Raw genomic sequence first — 20,110 nt, forward strand, 5'->3', positions numbered from 1 at the left:
AATCGATGAAGGCATTGTTCCCGGCGACACCTTTGCAAGGAAGGACGCCGTTCAGTTACCGGTTACTTACCCGCACCCAGATTGGGTTTCTGACAAGACAGGAGGTTGACGCCCTTTTGCACGCTCCGGACCTGAGCAGCCGCGCAGGTCGGCGTGACCACGCACTCATGCTACTGGCTGTTCAGACGGGATTACGCCTGTCGGAGATCACTGGTTTGTGCCGGCGTGATGTCTGCATGACCACGGGAGCCCATGTACGTGTCGTTGGCAAAGGCCGCAAGCAACGATCGACGCCGCTGACCAAGGCAACTGCGGATGTCTTGCGTGCCTGGTTGCGTGAGATTGAGGCCAGCGATGAAGCCATTATCTTTCCCAGTGCAAGGGGCACCCGCCTAAGCGCCGATGGTGTGCAGTATTTGCTGGCAAAGCACGTTACACAAGCCGGTCAAACCTGTGCGTCATTGGGAAAAAAACATGTGACTGCGCACGTGTTGCGCCACACGGCTGCGATGGAACTGCTGCAGGCAGGGGTTGAACGCAGCGTGATTGCCCTGTGGCTCGGACACGAGTCGATTGAGACGACGCAAATCTATCTCGATGCAAATCTGGCGATGAAGCAGGCCGCTCTGGACAAAGTTGAACCGCCGCCTGGGCGGGTGGGCCGCTTTCGACCCGATGACAAACTGCTCGCCTTTCTCAATGCGCTCTGAAGCCATGGAATATGCCGACTGCACGCCTTGCTCGATGCTACCGATTGCCCCTGCAGCACAGGCTTGCCTGACGCCACGCGGCATATTCCCGGACACGGAATAGTGTCTGAAGTCCTGAAGGCGTGGTCCGTGCCCAGCGCGCCCGTCCTCCCTTGTGGCCCGCAGGCCGACCACGCGGGACAATCTTACAAACATGCTACGGGCAGAACCAGGCTTCAACCGCAGACCTCGTTCGCCGACGAGGAACGCCTCACTTATCCGTAGCGAGAAGATCTGGTCGCGGCATCGTGAATAACGTTCGAGTGCCGCGCGGGTCGACTCTTCAATCGGTACAAAGCGTGATTTGCCGAACTTGGATTCCCGAATCGAGAGGATGCCGTTCACCAGATCGACGTCAGAGCGGTCCAGTCCAATGGCCTCGCTTGACCTTAGGCCGGTAGCGGCTAAAAGCCCGATCAGCGTCCAATAGGTCTGCGCCCGTATTCCCGTACGCGAACGCAGTCGAGCCGCTTGCGCCATGAGCAGCTCAATTTCCTGTTCGGTATGATGTGCGGCGCATTGCGTCGCCGGCAAGCCTCCAGAAGTCGCGCTGGGGGAATCTCGTTGCGGATATCGGCGGCGTTGAGCCATTTGGCGAATCCCCTCACTTGCGAGAGGCGCCGCCCCCACGTTGCCCGTTGGGCAAGTTTAGGCTCCATCGCCCAGCACAGGGCCAGATCGGTAGTGATGAACCCGGATCCCTCCCGTTCGAGAAAGTCAACAAAGTGATCCAACGCCAATGCCGGCTCATAGAATTTCGATCCGAGGGCACGGCGAACGGCCACGTACTGGACCAGGGAATCGCGAATCGCACTCATCATGCACCCCCCGTCGCTGGCCACGCCCGTGCTACACCACGCAGGGCTTCGAAAGATACTTTCGCGTAAATCGCGGTACTGTCTTGCGGGCGATGCCGCAAGACTTCAGCAATCTCAGCCATGGACGCGCCATGACGGATCATTGTCGTCGCCAAGCCGTGACGAAACAGATGCGCAGCACCCCGGCATGCGGGACGAAACCCGGCACGAGCGAAGGCCAGGCGGACAATATGGCCGACCGCCGCAGGCCCCGTCAAACCAATCCGTGGTGCCCACATTCGCAAAAAGACACGCCGCGATGCGCTTGCGCCACGATCATCACGAAGGTACATCGCCAATGCCTCGCCAACGTCGTATAGGAGCGGCACGTGCTCGACCATGTGGTTCTTGCCGTGAACGACGAGTTCGGCTGAACGCCAGTGGATGTCATCGAGTTCGAGTGCAACGATTTCACCTGCGCGCAGCCCGAGTCGTGCCAACAGAAGCAATACGGCATAGTCACAGCGCCCGCGAGGACTCGATCGATCCGTACAGGAAAGAATGGTTTCTTCTTGTTCTGGCGTAAGGAAAGTTGGCACGGATGACTGCCGCCACTTTCTGACCGTGGGCACTGCACTCGCCAGATCACGCGGCGTGTCGCCACACAGAAAGAGGAAGTGGAAAAACGAGCGCAGTGCCACCGTCATGAGCCGTGTGTACTCGCCTGAGCGCCCCTTGCTGCGGGCCAGGAGGTGGTTTCGGATCGTCGTGGCATCGAACGCGGCAGGTATGACGAAGCCAGTGTCTGCGGCATGCTGGCTGCGAAGGAAATTACGAATGAAAGGTGCGTAGACATGCACCGAATTCTCGGCAAGCCCGCGATCTTGCCGCAGATAGTCAACGTAACGGCCACTGATGCGGTCAACCAACAAATCGTCGACCGGCGCCGCCAATCGAACTATGGCTTTGCTGCGAAGATACGTCAGCAGCAGTCGCAACACCGCGAGCTCGAACTGAACACGAGTCGCCGGTGCGCCAACTGAGCGGTTCACGAAAGCGCCGATCGCGGATTCGTCAAGGTGCGCCAAAGCGATGGTCCTGCCCTTCATCCATCGCGCGAAGGCGGTCAAGACTCTTTGCTTTTTACGAAGCGTCGAGTCGACATATCCCGCTGTGCGCAGGTGTTCAAGGAAGGCCTCAATATGACGTGCCGGCAGCCCTTCATATAGGCCGCCTGCGGTCATGTCTATCGTCATGTGATTTCTCCTCGGCCAGCGTGATTGCCAGCCTGAAGAAATCATGGGAATTATGCCGACTCATAAGCGCCACAGCCACGCCTTCGCGCAAGTCGAATTCGGCATAATTTTGGAGTCGGATAATGCCTGTCATGCCGTTAGCGGCATGACAGGCATTGTTGTCTATCGGATAGGCGCCATCGGTGACATACAGCGCCAGCTTCGTCCATTGCGAAGCCAGGTAATGCAGCGCCTTGCCGAGCAAACTACCCGGCAGCACGGTGTGCAGGTTGGCCAGCAGCAACGCCTGTATCTGGCCAAGCACGGGCACGCTGTGCTGCTGCCGCTGGGCCAGCAATTACTGGGGAGTGAGCCGGTGCTCGCGTGCGCGTGACTCCACCGCATACAGCTGGGCGATGAGCGCGAGAAACCGCGCAGCGAGCTGCTCGGGGCCGCGCGCGTTCCTGGGCAGCGCCTGCAGCGCCTCATGAAAGCCGCGTCGGCAATGCGCCAAGCAGAAGTCCTGCTGTCATGACCCGCGTTGTTGTGCGTCAGGCCTGCCTTGAAGCGCTTTATGTCGCCGGCATGCCCAATCTTTGCTACAACGGCCTGTCGGAAAACTGGCTACTGAAGGAATGCGGACATCGCCACTGGCTGGCGATGGCGCAAGCATTGGGCAGGCAGCAGCCGGAGTTCCGCAATGCGCAAGGCCGCAAGGTCTATGCGGCGTTCACGCTGGTGCGCCTGAGCGATGCCAAGCTGGAGCAGATCGGGGAACACGACGCCTTCTTCATCATCAGTCAGTGCCTGCCTGCCTGCCGGTCGGTCGGGCGAGCCCAGCATTACAGCCGACATGACCTGCGGGTGCATGGTCGGCGCGGGGCACGGGTGGAGATGCTCTCGGCTTTTGTGCGCCGCGAGAAGCCGGGCAACAACCTCAGTGTAGTGCGTGCCGCGATGACCGAGTCCAAGGTCAACCACGACGCCATGGACCAGGAACTAGCCACTGCCGCCGACGCGTTTGTGCGTCACGGGCGCGAACGTCGGGCTGGCGTCTGGAGTGGGCCTCCTGGTATGGATTTGGAGGAGGGCGGAACAGACAGGTACGAAACGGTCTTCATGCCGTGTCCCAATAACGACTTCAATGGCGCCGACCTGTTGTACTTCGCCTCGTTCCAGGCCGTGGTGGACCGTGCCGAGTGGTCCTGGATGGTGAATGCTCTGCCGCCGGGCCAACCTGCCTCGATCATCGAGCGCGAAATGGTCTTCTACAGCAACATGAATCTTGGCGACTCGGTACGCACGTCTTTGGGCGTTCACGATTCAGGCGGGATGCACCTGAGCCACCGGTCTGAACTGCGGCGCGGCTCCGACAACGCGCGCATTGCAGAGGTATACACGCGCAAGCTCATCCCGCTTTATGCCCAAGGCAAGGCGCTGACAATCCCAACTGATATGGTTTTTTTAAAAGCAACTGCCTCTTACGCATCAGATTGAAGTTCGGCACAGTAGGGGACAAGGCAACACCGCCCTTTGTGAGTCCTCCATGAGCAAGCCCAGAAAAATAATTCCCATCGCCGTGGCCGGCAGCGGCAAAACCGCCGCTGCCTCGCTATTTGCCTATGAGGCACCGAACCAGATTTACGCGCGTGCGGTCAGCGGCTGGTTTGCCGCCTGGCGCTGGGCCATGGTCTGGATCACCCAGCTCGTGTTCTATGGCTTGCCGTGGCTGCAATGGAATGGGCGCCAGGCGGTGCTGTTCGACCTGGAGGGCCAGCGCTTTTTCCTGTTCGGCCTGGCTTTGTATCCCCAGGACCTGATCTACCTGGCCGCGCTGCTGATTCTCTCGGCGCTGGCGCTGTTTTTCTTCACCGCCGTGGCCGGACGGCTGTGGTGCGGCTTTGCCTGCCCGCAAACGGTCTACACCGAAATTTTCATGTGGATCGAGCGCAAAACCGAAGGTGACCGCATTGCCCGGATGCGGCTGGACGCAGCGCCCTGGTCAGCACAAAAGCTGGTGCGCAAGGCCGCCAAGCAAACGCTGTGGCTGACCATCAGCTTGTGGACGGGCTTTACCTTCGTCGGCTACTTCACGCCCATCCTCACGCTTGCCGCTTCAGCGAGCGCCTGGAGCGCAGGCCCTTGGGAAGTGTTCTGGGTGGTGTTCTACGGACTCTTTACCTACGGCAACGCGGGCTACCTGCGCGAGCAGGTCTGCAAGCACATGTGCCCCTACGCCCGTTTTCAGGGCGCCATGTTCGACCGCGACACCCTGATCATCGGCTACGACAAGGTGCGCGGCGAATCGCGCGGCTCGCGACCGCGCACTGCCGAGCCCAAAGCGCTGGGACTGGGCGACTGCATCGACTGCACCTTGTGCGTGCAGGTTTGCCCGACCGGTATCGACATCCGTGACGGCCTGCAGAGCAACTGCATCGGCTGCGCGGCCTGCATCGATGTGTGCGACTCGGTCATGGACAAGATGAACTACCCGCGCGGCTTGATTCGCTATTCCACAGAAAATGCCCTGGCCCATGGCTGGAGCCGCTCGGAACTGCTCCGACGCATCGTGCGGCCCCGGGTTCTGGTCTACGGCGCCATTTTGCTGCTGGTCGCGGCCACAGTGGTCGCCAGCCTGTCCCTGCGCAGCCCTTTCCGGGTGAACGTCATCCGTGACCGCGGCGTCATAGCCCGCACAGTGGGGCAGGGCGTTGCCGAGAATGTCTATCGGCTGCAGGTCATGAACGCAACCGAAACGGTGCAGCGTTACCGGATCGATGTCCAGGGGCCGCACGGAATGACCCTGGCGCAGGCCGCTGGCCTGGAGCTCATGCCCATTGAAGAACGCTACGTCCCCGTCACCGTCAAATTGCCGGGCGCCGCCGCCGCATCCCTGGCCGGCCATAAACTGCCCATCCATTTTGCCGTCACACAACTGGCGGAAAACGGCCACGAAGTTCGGGAAGTGCAGGTTCTGGAGGACAGCATCTTTTGGGTTCCACGGTGAACACCGACATGATGAAACCCATGAAGAAGACTCGACTGGAATTTCTGCTGCGCCAAATGGCAGCGCCTGTACTGATGAGTTGCGGTTTGTTGGCAGGCGGCCTGGCTCCGGCCGCCGCCGCTGCGCCGTTTGAAGACACGATGGCCCAGCGCACGCTGGCGTGCACCGCCTGCCACGGCCCGCAAGGCCGCGCCGCGCCTGATGGCTACTACCCGCGCTTGGCCGGCAAGCCGGCCAGCTACCTGTACCACCAGCTGCTCAATTTCCGCGACGGGCGGCGTCACTACGCCCTGATGACCGGACTGATCGATCCGCTGAGCGACGCCTACCTGCTGGAAATGGCGCAGTATTTCTCCAGCCTGGAGGTGCCTTATCCGGCCCCGCTGCCCAGCACGGCACCGGCCGAGGTACTGCGCCTGGGCCGCCAGCTCGCTACCCAAGGCGACGCCAGCCGCAAGCTGCCGGCCTGCGTGCAATGCCACGGCCAAACCATGACCGGCGTGGCGCGTGGGGTGCCAGGCCTTCTTGGTTTGCCGCGCCACTACCTCAATGCGCAGCTGGGTGCCTGGAAGGCCGGGCAGCGCCAGGCCCATGCACCCGATTGCATGAAGCAGGTGGTGGACCGCCTTAGCCTGGAAGACATCCACGCCGTTTCCAGCTGGATTGCCGCCCAGCCGCTGCCGGCCGACAGCCACCCCGCCACATCGCTGCCAGTCCCGCCGCCAGGAAGCCCCGCGTTTGACTGCGGCAGCGCATCACTGCCTGCATCCGGTATGCCTGGCATGGTCGGAACGAAGGCTCAAAAATGAAAAAAAGACTGAAACTGGCACTTGGCATGGGCCTGCTCGCAGCTGGCGCTGGCGCCGTGGTCTGGTCGCTGAACGTGCGCGACGAAGTCGATGTGGATGTCCCGGTCGCTTTCGTGACCAGCGACAGCGTGATCGCGCGCGGAAAATACCTAACGGTGGCCGGAAACTGCATGACGTGCCACACGGCGCGTGGCGGACAGCCCTATGCCGGCGGCCTGGGCATTGCCACGCCGTTCGGCACGGTGTTCACCTCCAACCTCACGCCCGACGCTGCTACCGGCATTGGCAGCTGGACCTCATCGCATTTCTGGCGCGCCATGCACAACGGCCGCTCCAAGGACGGCCGGCTGCTCTATCCGGCTTTTCCATACACCAGCTACACCCAGGTGACGCGGGAGGATTCGGACGCGATCTTTGTCTACCTGCGCAGCCAGCCGGTGGTCAACCAGCCGAATCAGCCGAACACGCTGCGCTTTCCCTACCAGTCGCAGGCCGCGCTGGCGGTGTGGCGCGCCCTTTATTTCAAGCCCGGCGTGTACCAGCTTGACGCCAGCCGCGATGCCGAATGGAACCGGGGCGCCTACTTGGTCAGTGGCCTGGGCCACTGCAGCGCGTGTCATTCACCCCGCGATGCGCTGGGCGGAACTCGCAACAGCCTAGCCTTGGCCGGTGGTCTGATCCCGATGCAGAACTGGTATGCGCCGTCGCTGGCCTCACCGCACGAGGCCGGCGTGGGCGGCTGGGACCGGGAGCACATCGTGAGCCTGCTCAAAAACGGCGTAGCGCCGGGCGCATCGGTCAGCGGACCGATGGCCGAGGTGGTGCTGCGCAGCACCCAGCACCTGACAGACCAGGACCTGGGCGCCATGGCTACTTACCTCAAGGCGCTTCCCGGCGCCAGCCCTGCGCCCGAAGCATCGGCCGCGCCGCGCACGGTGAGCGCCCCGGCCAACCCGGAAAAATTCGCAAAACTCTATGAGCAGCACTGCGCGCAGTGCCACGGCGACAAGGGCCAGGGCGTACCCAATGCCTATCCGCCATTATCCGGCAACCGAGCAGTGACCATGACTTCGACCACCAACCTGGTGCAAATGGTGCTGGGCGGTGGTTACCCGCCAGCCACGGCTGGCAATCCCAAACCGTTCGGCATGCCGCCTTTTGTGCTGGTGCTCAGCGACGGCGAGGTCGCCGATGTCATCACCCACATTCGCACCTCATGGGGCAACCAGGCCAGCACCATCACGGCGCAAGAAGTCAGTCGCATCCGGGCCAACCAGGGGCATTGATGCAGGCCCTCATCGGTTGGCCTGAGCCCGAACCAGTTGCCCTAGCGTTGCAACGGCCCGTTCGGTTCGTTCATCCCAGACATGGCCATAGTTCAGGCGCAGGCAGTTGGCAAAGTCCTGCTTGGCTGAAAAAATTGGCCCCGGTGCCACGCTGATGCCCAGCGACAGGGCCTGGCGGTGAATCTCCAGGGCGTTCACCTGATCGGGCAACTCGACCCACAAAAAGTAGCCACCGGCAGGCCGCGTGGCGCGCGTGCCCGGAGGAAAGTGCTGGCCCAGCGCTTGGGCGAACTGGGCCTGCTGCACTTGCAGGGCATGGCGCAGCCGGCGCAGATGCTTGTCGTAGCCGCCTTTTTCCAGGTAGGCGGCCAGCGCGGCCTGGGCGGGCGCCGAAGTGGCCAGGCTGGTGATGAGTTTTTGCCGGGCGACCCGGCGCGCAAAGCGTCCCGGCGCAGCCCAGCCGATGCGCCAGCCCGGCGCCAGGCATTTCGAAAAAGAGGAGCAATGCATGACCAGCCCCTCGGTGTCGAAGGCCTTGGCGGGCATGGGCCGCTTGTCGCCAAAATACAGCTCGCCATAGACATCGTCCTCGATCAAGGGCACCTGGTAGCGCGTGAGCAGCTCGACCAGGGCCTTTTTCTTGCTGTCGGGCATCAAGCTGCCCAGCGGGTTCTGAAAATTGGTCATCAGCCAGCAGGCCTTGGGTTGGTGGCGCGCCAAGGCATGCTCGAGCGCTGCCAGCTCGATGCCTTCGCGCGGATGCGTGGGCACCTCGATGGCATTGAGTCCAAGCCGCTCAAGGGCCTGCAAGGCGGCATAGAAGGTGGGCGACTCGACCAGCACCGTGTCGCCGGGCCGGGTGACGCTTTCCAGGCACAGGTTCAGCGCTTCGAGCGCGCCGTTGGTGATGACGATCTCGTCGGTATGCACATGCAGCCCGTCGGCCAGGTAGCGCAGGGCAATCTGCCGCCGCAGCCCGGCGTGGCCCGGCGTCAAGTCATCCACCGTGCCCCACGGATCGAGTTTTTGCACGCAGGCGGCCATCACTTTTCCGAGCCGGACCAGTGGATACAACAGCGGGCTGGGAAAGGCTGAACCCAGGGGCACCACGTCATGCGCCATGGTGGACTGCAGCACCTCGAACACCAGCTCGCTCACGTTCAGCGCGACGGCTTCGTCGGGCGGCCTTGACGCCATGTCAGGCTCGGGCGGAAACTGGCGAACGCCTGGCGCCACGTAATAGCCCGAGCGTTCGCGCGCCCGGACCAGGCCTTGGGCTTCCAGCAGGTAGTAAGCCTGGAACACGGTGGACGGACTCACGCCACGGCTGGCGCTGGCTTGCCTCACCGACGGCAGGCGGTCACCTGAGCGTAGGACGCCGGTCTGGATGGAGGCGCTAATTTCGCTGGCCAGTGCTTCGTAGCGTTTCATGTTTTTTTTCGTTGCAGGACTGTTTGGCGTCCCAAGGCCGGTCTGCGAGAAAACCAGCTGTGATTGATTTATTCAGATGGTCGTCATCCATGGCATCTGTGCTGATTTCTTGTTTTGATTGCGGATTACATCAGAGTTCTTTGACGCGACCAAAGTCAATCGCGGTTTTATCTGATCCGGTTTTTTTGGCACTGACTGATACTTCACCAGGTGATCTGTAGCCGCTACGATGATGACCTGCTCATGAAACTGAGCCCTGCGTTGTCTTGTCAATGATGGCCCCACAAAGAAGGCGATGATTCCTTCTGCTGGCAGTTGATCACCTTTATTTCAGCTTTTTGATTGGCCAAGCAGCAAGGCAGGGTAGGGCGCCAGGGGGGGCCGTTGGCTGGGCTTGTGGCTGGCCCACGCTTCGCGGCAATGCCTTGCCCAAACGCGCTGCGCAAGCTTGATCAATCCTTGAATTGCGCTACGCTCGATTTCCCTTTTTTACCTACCGACCATGATTTACGCCATTGCCATCCTATTCGTGTTCCAGCTGATCGGTGAAGTCGCTGTCCAGGCGCTGGGCTTGCCACTGCCCGGCCCGCTGCTGGGCATGCTGGTGCTGTTCGCAGCACTGCTGGGGTACGGCCGCGTGCCCGACGCGCTTAGCCGCACGGCCGGAACGCTGCTGCAGCACATGATGCTGCTGTTCATTCCGGCGGTCACCGGCGTGATGATGCATTTTGGCCGGGTGGCGTCGGAATGGCAGCCGTTTTTGGCCGCCTGCGTCGGGGGCGCGGCAGTGACCCTGGTCGTGACGGCATTGACCCTGCGCTGGATGCTCAGGCTGCATAAAAGGCCAGCGCCATGATCTCCAGCCTGTCCGGTATCTGGGTGTTCCTGGCCAAATCGCCGCTGCTGTGGCTCACGGTCACGCTGCTGGTTTACCTGGCGGCGGTGTGGCTGTACCGGCGCAGCGGCGCCAGCCCTTTTTTGATTCCCGTGCTGACGGCGGTCAGCGCCCTTATCGGTATCTTGCTGCTGTCGGACACGCCTTATCCCACTTAGGATGTGGTCAGAAATAACTTCCCGAGCTCAGCCATTGGCCGGGACGGCCCGGTAGTTCCAGCGGGGCAGGTGTTCATCGAAGACGATGCGCATGTTTGCCAAGAAGTCTGCCGCGACTTTTTTGCCTTTGACGTAGACCCCGCCGAGCACCTCGGCCGTCACCTTCAGGCCGGCGGCCGTTTTGGCCTTTGCCATGAATTGCCGGGCGATCTCCACCGTGTGAAACGTCACACCCTGGCAGGCACGCGTCACATGGGCAAACAGGCGGTGCTCGATCGGGTTGTGCTTTGAGCAGTACGGCGGGTAGTGCGCGATGCGGATCTCCAGCCCGAGCCGATCGGCCAGGTGCTGCAGCGCCTCCTTGAACACATGGCGATTCGACGCGTTGGAGCCCCCGCCATCGCACAGCATCAACAGGCGCCGAGCATGGGGATAGTGCTTGCTGCCGTGCCGCTCCCACCAGCGCGCGATGGAGTCGCAGCACAACTCGCTCGTCTCCGTGCTGGTGTTCAGGTGCAGGTAGCCCTCGTTGCGTGCCAGGTCATAAAGACCGTGCGGGATCAGCTTGCCTTGTCCTGCGCTGGGGAAATCATGGTCCAGCGTTTGCACCTGCGCCTGCGTGTGGGTCTGGCCCTCCCGGGCAAAATTGCCGATCAGCTCCTTTTTCTTCGTGTCGATGCTCAGCACCGGCTCACCCCGGGCCACAGAGCTGGCCTTGAATCGGGCGATGTTCTCGAACTGTGCGTTGCGATCGGGATGCACGCCCATCGACTTTTTCTTGCATGCCTTGCGCTGGCCCAGGCCGTGTTTCTTGAGCAGCTTGCGCACCACGTGGCGGCTCGCCGGCGTGCCCATCTCGCTCAAGCGCCGGCTGATCTCGCGGCGCGACAAGTTCGTCCACAGCACGCCTTGTCGCATCGGGTCGCCCGCCGTGAACTCGGCCAGCAGCGCGAGAAAATTCTTCTCAAGCGCAGCGGCACTGGCAATCAGCTGCTTGCGTCCACCGCCTTTTTTCGAACCCGGCCTAGCGCGGGATCATCAAGCAGCGCCAGCTCCGTCAAACCTCGGCGCACGGTCTTGGCATCGAGGCCAAACAAACCCGCGATGGCGCTGATGCCGCCGCTCCCAAGCTTGGCCGTCTCTATCGCCGCGTAGCGCCGACGGTCCTTTTCTGACAGCGTTGCGAACAGCCGCTTCATCTGTACCTCAATGTCTGGCCTGTAACCCGTCTGTGTGCTCATTGCTGGATTTTATGTAGCCTGGCATGATTTTTCAAAAACCAATCGGGCAGCGCCCAATTTTTATCAGGTCTGGGAAGTTATTCCTGGCCGCATCCTAATAGCAGTTCCAGCTAGCTCAATGCTGCGGCGAAACGAGCGGATCAGGACGCCAGCGTGGAAAACCGCTCGGCAATCCAGTCGATGAACACCCGCAGCCGGCGGCTCAGGTGCCGGTTGGGCGGGTAGGCCACGAAAAATGGATAAGGCTCGGGCCGCCAGTCCTGCAGGATGGGCACCAGCGCGCCGGATTGGATGTACGGCCTGGCCACGTAGGCAAAGGTGTGCAGCACGCCGAGCCCGGCCAGGCCGGCGGCCACATGGGCATTGCTTTCGTTGACGCCCATCGTGCGCTTGCCGACCACCTCGATCTTCTGGCCGGCTTTTGCAAAGCCCATCGGCACCACCCGGCTGGTGCGCGGCGACAGGTAGCTCACCACCCGGTGCTCCTTTTCCAGCTGGTCGGGGTGGGTCGGCGTGCCGTGGGCCAGCAGGTAGGCCGGCGTGGCGCAGGTGACCCAGGGGGCGGTGCCGATCTGGCGGCCGATCATCGACAGCTCGGTCAGGACGCCGCCCCGGATCACGCAGTCCACGCTCTCGCCGACCAGATCGACCAGCCGGTCACTCACGCCCATGTCCACCCGGATGTCCGGATAAAAGGCAAAGAATTCCGGCAGCGCCGGGATGATCAGCAGGTTGGCGACCGAGCTGCCGGTGTCTATGCGCAGATAGCCGCGCGGGCGGCTCTGCTCGGCGCCAAAGCTGGTGTCCACATCGTCAAGTTCCTTGAGCAGCCGCATGGTTTTCTCGTAATACACGGCGCCTTCTGGCGTGACCGACACCCGGCGCGTGGTGCGCTGCAGCAGCTTGACGCGCAGGTGCGACTCCAGCGACTGCACCAGCTTGGTCAGGGAGGCGTTGGGCATGCCGAGCGAATCGGCCGCCCTGGTGAAGGTGCCGGCCTCCACCACCCGGGCAAAGGCGCGTATCGCCAGCAGCTGGTCCATGGTGTTCCGATTATTCAGAATTGGGAATAAAGCATTCGCTTTTAGCTACTTTATCGAACAATCAAGTCGCCGTAAAGTTCACCTGTCACCCCATCAACCCGGCCGAAAGGCCTTGATTCCACCCTCAGGAGACAGCTCATGGACAGTACAACCCCAGACCGGGCCGCCCCCGCCAAGGCCGCCAACGCAACCGACATTCGCAGCCTCATCAACACGTTCTTCACCCGCCTGGGCGCCCAGGACGCCGAAGGGGTTGCGGCGCTGTTCGCCGAAGACATTGACTGGTTCGTGCCCGGTCCGCAAGCGCTGCCCTGGACCGGCCAACGCACCCGCCGCGAGCAGGTGCCGGCGTATTTCCGCACGATGTGGTCGCACTTCGAGCTGGCGCACAGTCGTGCCCAGATTGACAAGCTGCTGTTCGACGGCGAGGACGCGGTGGCGCTGGGCCGCTTCAGCCATGTCGCCCGCAGCACCGGACAGGCATTCAGCACGCCCTTCGCCATGCACCTGACGGTGAAAAACGGCGCCATCACCGCGCTGCACCTGCATGAAGACACCTACGCCGTCGGCAAGGCCTTTGGCGTATGAGGCGTGCAAACGGCCGGCCAAAGCCTGGCCACCACGCGTCTGACCCCATCCACCGTATCCACCGCATCCATTTCCATTAACCGGGCCACCAGCCCTTCCCTTTCCCAACCCATCAGGACTACCCATCATGAGCCATCAACTCCAAGGCAAGATTGCCCTCGTCACCGGCGGCACCACCGGCATCGGCCTGGCCTCGGCGCAGGAATTCGCCGCGCAGGGCGCGACCGTCTTCATCACCGGCCGCCGCCAGGCCGAGCTGGACGCGGCGGTCGCGTCCATCGGCGCCAGCGCTATCGGCATTCGCGGCGACGTGGCCAGCCTGGACGACCTGGACCGCGTGTACGCCGAGATCAAGGCCAGTGCCGGCCACCTCGACATCCTGTTTGCCAATGCCGGCGGCGGCGACATGATGGCGCTGGCCGACATCACCGAAGAGCATTTCGACCGCATCTTCAATGCCAACGTCAAGGGCACGCTGTTCACCGTGCAAAAAGCGCTGCCGCTGCTCAGGGACGGCAGCTCGATCATCCTGACCGCCTCCACCACTTCGGTCAAAGGCACGGAATGCTTCAGCGTGTACAGCGCCAGCAAGGCGGCGGTGCGCAATTTCGCCCGCACCTGGCTGCTCGACCTGAAGCCGCGCCGCATCCGCGTGAATGCCCTCAGCCCCGGACCGGTGCACACGCCCGGTCTGGCTGGCCTGGCCCCGGTCGAGCAGCAGCAAGGCCTGCTGGACCACTTGGCGACGGTGGTGCCGATAGGCCGCCTGGGCCGGCCCGGCGAGGTCGCCAAGGCCGCGGCGTTCCTGGCGTCCGACGACAGCAGCTTCATCAACGGCATCGAACTGTTTGTTGATGGCGGTACCGCCCAGATTTAACACGTCATCACACCGCGGTTGACATGCATACCGAACTGGCCTGAAGGAATACTGCGATGACCGAGCTGCTTTGTTTACCAGGACGCATGAGTGAGCTGGCCACAGGCCTGCAGGTACGCCGGGTGCTGCCGGCAGCGGCCAGGCGCGCCGTCGGCCTTTTCGTGTTCTTCGATCACTTCGGCCCCTTGACCGTGCCGCCAGAGGTCGACAGCGACATCGGCGGTCACCCGCACATTGGCCTGGCAACCGTCACCTACCTTTTCGAAGGCAGCTTCCTGCACCACGACAGCTTGGGAACGGTGCAGACCATTACTCCGGGTGCGATTAACTGGATGACCGCCGGCCGCGGCATCGTGCACAGCGAGCGGGTGACGCCTGAGGAACGGGGCAAACAGCGCCGACTGCACGGTCTGCAGCTGTGAATTGCGCTTCCGCCCGATCTGGAAACGATGGATCCGTCATTCCAGCACGTCCCCGCCGCCGATCTACCCATATTGGTCCAGACCAGTGCAGTCCAGGTGCGCGTGCTGGTGGGTGAGGCATTTGGCGTGCGCAGCCCGGTGCGGACCGCTTCGCCGACGTTGTACCTGGATGTGCAGCTGCCCGCGGGCGTCGAGTGGGCCTTGCCGCCGCTAGCCGCAGAGATGGCCGTCTACAGTCCCGAGCAGACCCTGTTCATCAACGGCCAGTCCATTTCCGCGCAGGAGATGGCGGTGCTTCCCGCCGCTTCAGTTGTGAAGGTGCAGACCGGGCCGAAAGGCGCGCGGCTGGTGGTCATCGGCGGCGCAGCGCTGGAGCAACCCGTGCGCATGTGGTGGAACTTCGTGGCGACCGATCGGGCGCGGATTGCCCAAGCTGCGCAACGCTGGAGCGAAGGCGGCTTCGAGCCCATTGCAGGCGAGATGGATCGGGTTGCCGCGCCGCCGTGGCGAGATTAGGTTCGCGCCCATGGCTCTCATTTGCCTGAGCCCAACCATCCAGCTTGCCGCCTATCCAGTCGCTGCGGCGCGGCGAGTTGCGAAAGCGCGCCACGATCTCGTTGCGGGTGACGCGGGGGCCGGCCTCCAGGATCAGCACCGAGGCGCCGGCCTGGGCCAGCTTGCGCCCGGCGAGCGAGCCAATGATGCCCGAGTCGATGACCACGAAGTCTGCGGATAAATTGCCTGCCATTGCGGGCTCCTTCAGCTAGGGTTTTTGGACCAGCTACCGTAGGCGCCATAGGCGTAGGTAGGCGGTTTGAGAAAGTCCTGGACGATCTGGGCATTGAGCGCGTCTTCGTATGCGCGGACTCGGGCCTTGTCGCCGTTGCCGACAATTCCCATGAACCAGGCCCTGGCGATGTTCTGGGGCACCGGCGCCAGTGGCGATTTCTCGTCGGTGAGCACCTTGTGCAGATCCGCCGAATCGATTTTGCGGTCGTTGATCAGTTTGAGCAGCGCCTGTGCGGCGGCCGCAAAGCCCGCGTCGTCGGCCACCAGGGCCTCATACAAGCCCTTAGTCTGCGCGGCGTCCAGCGTCTGGCGGCCCGCGAGGATGGCGGAAACGGCCAAGAATGCGCCTTGTTCGGCGCTGGCCACGGGTTGCGCCAGCGCCCAGGGAATCAGCGAGGCGGCATAGGCGCCCTTCAGTCCGGCCAGAACGACGCGGCGCCGCGGATCGAGCGGTACCGGGCCGGGGGCAAGAGGCTGAGGCTGTGCTTCATATCGCGGCTCCTTTTGGCTGGATGAGCGCCGGCGCTACGGTGTGTCGGTTGGTTGATCCTTGAATCTGTAGCCCGACTGTGCGGTCTGTAGCAAGGAATTTTGGAACCTGACCGACAGGCAGGCGGTTTGTCATCCTAAACCTTTGCCAGAAAAAATGCCGCGGGCTGCGCAGGAAAAGTAGTCCTCATTCCGGAATCAGACAACATCGGGATCGCTTACCGTGATTCGTTGATTGCTGCGCAAGCAGGGCGGGCGCTGATAATGCAAAGAAAAATGCAAGTCACGCGCATGGACCTCACCCCTATCACCGAAGCTCTCCAGCGTGACGCCGTGTGGGTCGTGTTTGTGAATGTGCTGCTGCAGCAAATCGGTCTACCGGTGCCGGCTGTTCCGACCCTCCTGGTCGCCGGCAGCCTTGCAGCCTCCCCGGCTCAAGCCGGCCAGATGCTTGCGGCCGCAGTGCTGGCGTCGGTCCTCGCTGACGGGGTCTGGTACCAGGCCGGCCGCGCGTTTGGTTATCGCGTCCTGTCCGGTTTATGCAAACTGTCCATCAACCCGGGCTCCTGTGTTTCGGAGACGGAAGGCCGTTTCATCCGGTGGGGCGCGTGGTCGCTGGTGGTCGCCAAGTTCGTTCCGGGCTTTTCCACGGTGGCGCCACCGATTGCCGGCTCGCTGCGTATGCCGCTGCCTCGATTCATAGCGGCAGCCGGTCTTGGCGCGGCGCTCTGGGCGGGCGCGGCCATTCTCGCCGGCTGGTGGTTGCGGGCCGAGGTGCAGGCCGCGCTGGAAACCATGAGCCGGCATGGCGGCACAGCCATCGCCGTTGCCGCAATCGCCTTGGGTGCCTGGCTACTGTGGAAAATAGGGCAAAAATATCGTTTTGAACAACTCGCGGCCATTCCCCACATCACGCCGGCGGAACTGATGAAAAACATGGCATCAGAAAAACCGCCTTTGCTGCTGGACTTTCGTGGCGAGGCGCTGATCGCCCAGGAGGGTCCCATCGCACTCGCAACGCCGGCCCACCTCGATGACTTGCCCCGGGTTGTCAGCGCCTGGCCAAAGGACCATGACATCGTGACCCTGTGCGCTTGCCCGCAAGACGCCACGGCCGTGCGGGCGGCACGCGTTCTGATGAAGCGGGGCTACACCCGTGTTCGCCCGCTCAAGGGCGGGTATGACGCATGGATGAGGCAGCTGAAGGGGCATGAGCACGGGTCAGGGTAGTTTCTGCGGGTGCCTGAATTGGCGGTCAATTTGGTCTGGCTGGCCACTGTCGGTTTGCCTTAAGTCTGTCACTTTTACACCTTAAATTGGCATCAAATGAATAGGCCGTGTTCGGAAAGTTTGAGGTGCTGGTGTTGTGCAAGCTGGAAAAGGCTTTACATGACTGCCGCACACCTTTTGCGCTAAAGCAGTGATGTAATCCCTCGTTTTGGCCAGCCCAATGACCCAAAAACGCCACACCTTCACCGATGCGCAATGGCAGCGTATCGAGCTGTCCATGCCGCCTTGCAAGGGCCGCCCCGGTGGGGCGCACAGGCCGTTTTTTGACGCCCTGCTGTGGATGGCCCGCACGGGCGCGCCTTGGCGCGACCTGCCCGAGCGGCTGGGCGCCTGGAACGTGGTGTACCAGCGCTATGCGTATTGGTGCAAAAAAGGCCATTTTGCGCGCCTTTTCCAGGGCGTACAGCAGCCCGACATGGAGGAGGTGATGGTGGATTCGACCTGCTGCAAGGCGCACCAATCCTCGGCAGGCGCACGCAAAATCAGCGGCCCGCAGGCCATCGGCATCACGCGCGGTGGCTTGAACACCAAAATCCATGCCGTGTGTGACGTCTTGGGCAACCCGCTGCGCTTTGTACTGACTGCCGGGCAGCGTCACGACTCCAAACCAGTGCCTGAGTTGCTCGATGGGCTGCAGGCCAAGGCGCTTTTGGCCGACAAAGCCTACGACAGTGACAAGATTGTTCAGGCATCACGACAGCAGGGCATGCAGGTCATCATCGCCTGCCGGGTCAACCGCAGAAAGAATCAGCGCGTCCTGGACACGCACCGCTATAAGGCTCGCCACCTGGTGGAAAACCTTTTCCAGCGCATGAAGGTTTTTCGCCGCGTGGCCACCCGCTATGACAAGCTCGACATCACGTTTCTAGGCTTTGTGCACATCGCCGGCATCATGAAATCCACTGAACTTTCCGAACAGCGCCTAATCGCCTTGTGGCGTAATTGCATAGAGGGTGTTATGAACTCAGGGCTGATTTTTCCTGACTTGCCCTTAATTCCTGGGAATGACCAGAAAGCCTTATCCCAGCGATGTGAGCGACGAAGAATGGAACTTCGCCGCGCCCTACCTTGCCTTGATTGACGAGCAGGCGCCCCAGCGGCGCTATAGCCTGCGCGAAGTGTTCAATGCGCTTCGCTGGCTGGCTCGGGCAGGTGCGCCCTGGCGGCTTGTGCCCCATGACTTGCCACCCTGGGCGGTGGTTTACCAGCAGTTTCGCCGTTGGGAGGAGGCAGGCTGCTTTGAAGCGATGGTCAGCGACATGCGCTCAATCATCCGCGCTGCCCAAGGCCGCCAAGGCCAGCCCAGCGCAGTTATCCTGGATGGCAGAACCCTGCAAAGCAGCTGTGAAAGTGGGCCGCGTGCAGGGTACGACGGCTATAAGCGGCGCAAAGGCAGCAAGGTGCACATGGCCGTGGACACGCTGGGCCACTTGATAGCGCTGACGGTCACGCCTGCCGATGAGCAAGAGCGAGCCCAGGTCGATGCGTTGTGCGAGCAGGTACAGCAGGCCACGGGCAATACGGTCAAGCTGGCCTGGGCAGACCAAGGCTACACGGGCGAGCAGGTCAAAAGGGACGCGGCTGAAAACGCCATTGAACTGCAAGTGGTCAAGCTGCCTGAGGCGAAGAAGGGCTTTGTGCTGCTTCCCAGGCGCTGGGTCGTGGAGCGCAGCTTCGCCTGGCTGGCCCGGTTCAGGCGCCTGAGCCGTGATTTCGAACGCATGCCTGAAGTATTGGCCGGGCTGCATTTCGTAGTCTTTGCCATGCTGATGCTGCCCAAAGCAGCCATGCTTTTGGCCTCAGGAGCGAGTTCATAACACCCTCTAGTAGGAGGGGCAAAGCTTTAAAGATATTGGATGTTTTAAGCGGTTAACTACACAAATTTGCCAATTTACAAGAATGAAAATTTGTGGTGAGAACACGTACCTAACGTAGTCGCGGTATCCCCAGTTGAGAGTCGACACCCCGAAAAACCACCGTTTTTTGTAGCGCGTGGTCATGGCGTCGTCGTCACAAGCGAGGTCGCTGCAAACCAGATGCCGTCTAGCCGTGCTGACGTCCTTGTTTGTAAAGACTTGGCGGCTCAAGCGGACAGCTTGCGCTTATACCAATCCCGACAGACAAAGAACCAAAGCCAGCGATCGGAGTCTGAGACATATTGGCTCTCGCAGGAGGTTACGAAAATGTTATCTCAGCACATCATTGATCAGCTGCAGCCCTATGATTTCGACCGACTGGCCCACAAGGAAAAGGATGGGCGCCGGCGACTGCGCCTGATCGCGCTGGCGCACCTAAAGGACGGCAAGAGCTATACCGAAGTGGCGGCTGCATTGCGCGTGACCCGCCACGCCGTCATGCGCTGGGTGCAGTGGTTTAGCGCTGGCGGCGTGGCCCGTCTGGCCGGTCTGCCGCACGACTGGAGCACGCAGCGCCTTGCCAAAGCACAGGAGGAAGCGTTTCGCCAGGCGGTCGAGCAACTGCAGGGCGAACGCGGCGGCGGTCGGGTGCGGGGCGAAGACATCCGCCAGTTGCTGGCCGGGCAGTTTGGCGTGGCCTACAGCCTGAACGGTGTGTATGACCTGATGAAGCGCCTGGGGCTGGTATGGATTTCGGCCCGCGCCGTCAGTCCCTACGCCGATCTGGTTGCACAAGCCGAATTCAAAAAAAAACTTCGTCCAGGAAGTCGCCGCAACGCTGCCGCCAGGCGTTGCGCCTGAACAGGTGGACATCTGGTTCCAGGATGAAATGCGCATCGGCCAGCGCGGCACGCAAACGCGCCTGTGGGCGCGCAAGGGAACGCGGCCCCGGGTGGTGCGCCAGCAGCAGTCCGAATCGGCGTACATCTTTGGCGCCGTCTGTCCACGGCAGGACAGTGCCATCGGTCTGGTCATGCCGCACGCCAATACCGAGGCGATGAGCCATCATCTGCAGGTCCTGAGCGAAGCGGTGCCTGCGGGACGCCATGCCGTGCTGGTGCTGGACCGCGCGGGATGGCACACCACGC

General features: G+C 62.2%; 21 protein-coding genes and 3 pseudogenes. 16 read left to right on the forward strand and 8 right to left on the reverse strand.

Annotated elements, in window-relative coordinates:
* Window positions 1-710 (forward strand): tyrosine-type recombinase/integrase (locus EC86_RS30220; protein ID WP_156955501.1); only part of this gene is annotated, 710 nt, incomplete at its 5' end.
* A 219-nt stretch (window positions 711-929) separates the two neighbouring features.
* On the opposite strand, the pseudogene EC86_RS30225 reads toward EC86_RS30220, so the two are convergent.
* From EC86_RS30225 to EC86_RS30230, 3 genes and pseudogenes are all read right to left on the reverse strand, one after another.
* Window positions 930-1,340: pseudogene (locus tag EC86_RS30225) on the reverse strand (tyrosine-type recombinase/integrase); the annotation flags it as partial.
* Window positions 1,341-1,566: 226 nt separating this feature from the next.
* Window positions 1,567-2,802 (reverse strand): tyrosine-type recombinase/integrase, encoded by a 1,236-nt coding sequence (locus tag EC86_RS0124265; protein ID WP_051676349.1) that lies wholly within the window; start codon window positions 2,800-2,802, stop codon window positions 1,567-1,569.
* A 148-nt stretch (window positions 2,803-2,950) separates the two neighbouring features.
* Window positions 2,951-3,298, reverse strand: a pseudogene (locus EC86_RS30230) (IS66 family transposase); the annotation flags it as partial.
* A 14-nt stretch (window positions 3,299-3,312) separates the two neighbouring features.
* On the opposite strand from EC86_RS30230, the gene EC86_RS0124280 reads away from it, so the two are divergent.
* Genes EC86_RS0124280 through EC86_RS0124295 form a run of 4 tightly spaced genes read left to right on the forward strand, consistent with a single transcriptional unit; the run spans window position 3,313 to window position 7,883 of the window.
* Window positions 3,313-4,278: a Pnap_2097 family protein gene (locus tag EC86_RS0124280; RefSeq protein ID WP_051676352.1), complete on the forward strand. Its 966-nt coding sequence runs from the start codon at window positions 3,313-3,315 to the stop codon at window positions 4,276-4,278.
* A 49-nt stretch (window positions 4,279-4,327) separates the two neighbouring features.
* Complete coding sequence (gene ccoG, locus EC86_RS0124285) at window positions 4,328-5,788, forward strand: cytochrome c oxidase accessory protein CcoG (RefSeq protein WP_029528358.1); 1,461 nt, start codon at window positions 4,328-4,330, stop codon at window positions 5,786-5,788.
* A 20-nt stretch (window positions 5,789-5,808) separates the two neighbouring features.
* Window positions 5,809-6,597: a c-type cytochrome gene (locus EC86_RS0124290; RefSeq protein ID WP_156955502.1), complete on the forward strand. Its 789-nt coding sequence runs from the start codon at window positions 5,809-5,811 to the stop codon at window positions 6,595-6,597.
* Entirely contained in the window at window positions 6,594-7,883 is a 1,290-nt protein-coding gene (locus EC86_RS0124295; protein WP_029528360.1) for a c-type cytochrome, read from the forward strand. The genes EC86_RS0124290 and EC86_RS0124295 overlap by 4 nt, the downstream gene beginning before the upstream one ends.
* A 9-nt stretch (window positions 7,884-7,892) precedes the next feature.
* Here EC86_RS0124295 and EC86_RS0124300 read toward each other — a convergent pair whose 3' ends face one another.
* A complete protein-coding gene (locus EC86_RS0124300) occupies window positions 7,893-9,314 on the reverse strand; it encodes an aminotransferase-like domain-containing protein (protein WP_029528361.1) in 1,422 nt (473 codons plus the stop codon).
* Between the two features lie 502 nt (window positions 9,315-9,816).
* Here EC86_RS0124300 and EC86_RS0124305 point away from each other — a divergent pair.
* Both EC86_RS0124305 and EC86_RS0124310 read left to right on the forward strand, forming a co-directional pair.
* On the forward strand, window positions 9,817-10,170 hold the full coding sequence (locus EC86_RS0124305) for a CidA/LrgA family protein (protein WP_029528362.1): 354 nt from the start codon (window positions 9,817-9,819) through the stop codon (window positions 10,168-10,170).
* Window positions 10,167-10,367: an LrgB family protein gene (locus EC86_RS0124310; protein WP_029528363.1), complete on the forward strand. Its 201-nt coding sequence runs from the start codon at window positions 10,167-10,169 to the stop codon at window positions 10,365-10,367. The genes EC86_RS0124305 and EC86_RS0124310 overlap by 4 nt, the downstream gene beginning before the upstream one ends.
* A 27-nt stretch (window positions 10,368-10,394) precedes the next feature.
* On the opposite strand, the gene EC86_RS0124315 is transcribed toward EC86_RS0124310, so the two are convergent.
* The 3 genes from EC86_RS0124315 to EC86_RS0124325 all read right to left on the reverse strand — a co-directional run bounded on the left by EC86_RS0124315 (window position 10,395) and on the right by EC86_RS0124325 (window position 12,651).
* Window positions 10,395-11,357, reverse strand: a complete 963-nt coding sequence (locus EC86_RS0124315; RefSeq protein WP_051676355.1) for an ISAzo13 family transposase — start codon at window positions 11,355-11,357, stop codon at window positions 10,395-10,397.
* Entirely contained in the window at window positions 11,354-11,566 is a 213-nt protein-coding gene (locus tag EC86_RS29685) for a hypothetical protein (protein ID WP_036774188.1), read from the reverse strand. The genes EC86_RS0124315 and EC86_RS29685 overlap by 4 nt, the downstream gene beginning before the upstream one ends.
* Before the next feature lie 182 nt (window positions 11,567-11,748).
* Complete coding sequence (locus EC86_RS0124325) at window positions 11,749-12,651, reverse strand: LysR family transcriptional regulator (protein WP_029528366.1); 903 nt, start codon at window positions 12,649-12,651, stop codon at window positions 11,749-11,751.
* A gap of 138 nt (window positions 12,652-12,789) precedes the next feature.
* Between EC86_RS0124325 and EC86_RS0124330 the strand changes: the two genes are divergently transcribed.
* The 4 genes from EC86_RS0124330 (at window position 12,790) to EC86_RS30240 (ending at window position 15,054) form a co-directional block, all read left to right on the forward strand.
* Window positions 12,790-13,239, forward strand: a complete 450-nt coding sequence (locus EC86_RS0124330; RefSeq protein WP_051676357.1) for a nuclear transport factor 2 family protein — start codon at window positions 12,790-12,792, stop codon at window positions 13,237-13,239.
* 127 nt (window positions 13,240-13,366) lie between these two features.
* The gene (locus EC86_RS0124335) at window positions 13,367-14,116 is read left to right on the forward strand and encodes an SDR family oxidoreductase (protein WP_029528368.1); all 750 of its coding nucleotides are present in this window, start codon (window positions 13,367-13,369) and stop codon (window positions 14,114-14,116) included.
* Between the two features lie 56 nt (window positions 14,117-14,172).
* Window positions 14,173-14,538 (forward strand): pirin family protein, encoded by a 366-nt coding sequence (locus EC86_RS30235; RefSeq protein WP_232230045.1) that lies wholly within the window; start codon window positions 14,173-14,175, stop codon window positions 14,536-14,538.
* A 72-nt stretch (window positions 14,539-14,610) separates the two neighbouring features.
* Window positions 14,611-15,054, forward strand: a complete 444-nt coding sequence (locus EC86_RS30240; protein WP_232230046.1) for a pirin-like C-terminal cupin domain-containing protein — start codon at window positions 14,611-14,613, stop codon at window positions 15,052-15,054.
* 243 nt (window positions 15,055-15,297) lie between these two features.
* Here EC86_RS30240 and EC86_RS0124350 read toward each other — a convergent pair.
* Window positions 15,298-15,756: pseudogene (locus EC86_RS0124350) on the reverse strand (sugar dehydrogenase complex small subunit); the annotation flags it as partial.
* Window positions 15,757-16,107: 351 nt separating this feature from the next.
* Between EC86_RS0124350 and EC86_RS0124355 the strand changes: the two are divergent.
* From EC86_RS0124355 to EC86_RS26715, 5 genes are all read left to right on the forward strand, one after another.
* On the forward strand, window positions 16,108-17,046 hold the full coding sequence (locus EC86_RS0124355; RefSeq protein WP_051676386.1) for a VTT domain-containing protein: 939 nt from the start codon (window positions 16,108-16,110) through the stop codon (window positions 17,044-17,046).
* A gap of 220 nt (window positions 17,047-17,266) precedes the next feature.
* A complete protein-coding gene (locus EC86_RS28260) occupies window positions 17,267-18,187 on the forward strand; it encodes an IS5 family transposase (protein WP_084181745.1) in 921 nt (306 codons plus the stop codon).
* Window positions 18,111-18,923, forward strand: a complete 813-nt coding sequence (locus tag EC86_RS0124370; protein ID WP_029528373.1) for an IS5 family transposase — start codon at window positions 18,111-18,113, stop codon at window positions 18,921-18,923. The genes EC86_RS28260 and EC86_RS0124370 overlap by 77 nt, the downstream gene beginning before the upstream one ends.
* Window positions 18,924-19,289: 366 nt before the next feature.
* Complete coding sequence (locus tag EC86_RS0124375; protein ID WP_029525659.1) at window positions 19,290-19,823, forward strand: helix-turn-helix domain-containing protein; 534 nt, start codon at window positions 19,290-19,292, stop codon at window positions 19,821-19,823.
* A 4-nt stretch (window positions 19,824-19,827) separates the two neighbouring features.
* On the forward strand, window positions 19,828-20,110 hold a 283-nt coding region (locus EC86_RS26715; protein WP_198026911.1), incomplete at its 3' end, for a transposase.

Source organism: Polaromonas glacialis (genome assembly GCF_000709345.1).
Lineage (GTDB): Bacteria > Pseudomonadota > Gammaproteobacteria > Burkholderiales > Burkholderiaceae_C > Polaromonas > Polaromonas glacialis.

Bases quoted from the DNA above. Each gene is read 5' to 3' on its own strand.
- EC86_RS0124265 (WP_051676349.1), bottom strand. From the start codon at position 2,802: ATGACGATAGACATGACCGCAGGCGGCCTATATGAAGGGCTGCCGGCA.
- EC86_RS0124280 (WP_051676352.1), top strand. From the start codon at position 3,313: ATGACCCGCGTTGTTGTGCGTCAGGCCTGCCTTGAAGCGCTTTATGTC.
- ccoG (WP_029528358.1), top strand. From the start codon at position 4,328: ATGAGCAAGCCCAGAAAAATAATTCCCATCGCCGTGGCCGGCAGCGGC.
- EC86_RS0124290 (WP_156955502.1), top strand. From the start codon at position 5,809: ATGAAGAAGACTCGACTGGAATTTCTGCTGCGCCAAATGGCAGCGCCT.
- EC86_RS0124295 (WP_029528360.1), top strand. From the start codon at position 6,594: ATGAAAAAAAGACTGAAACTGGCACTTGGCATGGGCCTGCTCGCAGCT.
- EC86_RS0124300 (WP_029528361.1), bottom strand. From the start codon at position 9,314: ATGAAACGCTACGAAGCACTGGCCAGCGAAATTAGCGCCTCCATCCAG.
- EC86_RS0124305 (WP_029528362.1), top strand. From the start codon at position 9,817: ATGATTTACGCCATTGCCATCCTATTCGTGTTCCAGCTGATCGGTGAA.
- EC86_RS0124310 (WP_029528363.1), top strand. From the start codon at position 10,167: ATGATCTCCAGCCTGTCCGGTATCTGGGTGTTCCTGGCCAAATCGCCG.
- EC86_RS29685 (WP_036774188.1), bottom strand. From the start codon at position 11,566: ATGAAGCGGCTGTTCGCAACGCTGTCAGAAAAGGACCGTCGGCGCTAC.
- EC86_RS0124325 (WP_029528366.1), bottom strand. From the start codon at position 12,651: ATGGACCAGCTGCTGGCGATACGCGCCTTTGCCCGGGTGGTGGAGGCC.
- EC86_RS0124330 (WP_051676357.1), top strand. From the start codon at position 12,790: ATGGACAGTACAACCCCAGACCGGGCCGCCCCCGCCAAGGCCGCCAAC.
- EC86_RS0124335 (WP_029528368.1), top strand. From the start codon at position 13,367: ATGAGCCATCAACTCCAAGGCAAGATTGCCCTCGTCACCGGCGGCACC.
- EC86_RS30235 (WP_232230045.1), top strand. From the start codon at position 14,173: ATGACCGAGCTGCTTTGTTTACCAGGACGCATGAGTGAGCTGGCCACA.
- EC86_RS0124355 (WP_051676386.1), top strand. From the start codon at position 16,108: ATGGACCTCACCCCTATCACCGAAGCTCTCCAGCGTGACGCCGTGTGG.
- EC86_RS28260 (WP_084181745.1), top strand. From the start codon at position 17,267: ATGACCCAAAAACGCCACACCTTCACCGATGCGCAATGGCAGCGTATC.
- EC86_RS0124370 (WP_029528373.1), top strand. From the start codon at position 18,111: ATGACCAGAAAGCCTTATCCCAGCGATGTGAGCGACGAAGAATGGAAC.
- EC86_RS0124375 (WP_029525659.1), top strand. From the start codon at position 19,290: ATGTTATCTCAGCACATCATTGATCAGCTGCAGCCCTATGATTTCGAC.